The sequence below is a fragment of the Streptomyces sp. DH12 genome (genome assembly GCF_020873895.1).
Taxonomy (GTDB): Bacteria; Actinomycetota; Actinomycetes; order Streptomycetales; family Streptomycetaceae; genus Streptomyces.
Window position 1 is genome coordinate 1 of record NZ_JAHWGT010001102.1, and the last position, 449, is coordinate 449.

Below are 449 nucleotides of genomic sequence, written 5' to 3' on the forward strand. Positions count from 1 at the left end.
GTCATGGAAACGAAATTAGCCGCTAGATTGATTCCATGTCAACGAACAGGAAAGAAGACGAGGTCCGCTGGCTCACGGCCGAGGAGGAGCAGGCCTGGCGGGCCTTCCGCCGCATGGTGATCGCGGTGCAGACCCGGACGGTGCAGGACCTCGCCGCCCACGGTCTGTCCGAGCCGGACTACGAAGTGCTCAGCACCTTGTCCGAACGCCCCGAAGGGACCAGCACGCTGCACGAGCAGGCCGCGAAGATGGGCTGGTCGAGGAGCCGTCTGTCCCGGCACGCGACCCGAATGGAGGCACGCGACCTCATCCGCCGCGCACCCGACCCGGCGGACGGCAGGGGCTGTCTGCTGGTCCTGACCGAGACGGGGTGGAACACGCTGCGCCAGGCCGCACCGACCCATCTCGACTCCGTACGGCGGCACTTCGTCGACCGGCTCGAGCCGGAG

Annotated in this window: 1 protein-coding gene; it reads left to right on the plus strand. The window is 67.7% G+C overall.

The annotated features are described in order from the left end of the window. Positions 1 to 35: 35 nt before the first annotated feature. Positions 36 to 449: MarR family winged helix-turn-helix transcriptional regulator (locus LPA54_RS38735; protein ID WP_228985073.1), on the plus strand; the 414-nt coding region annotated here is incomplete at its 3' end.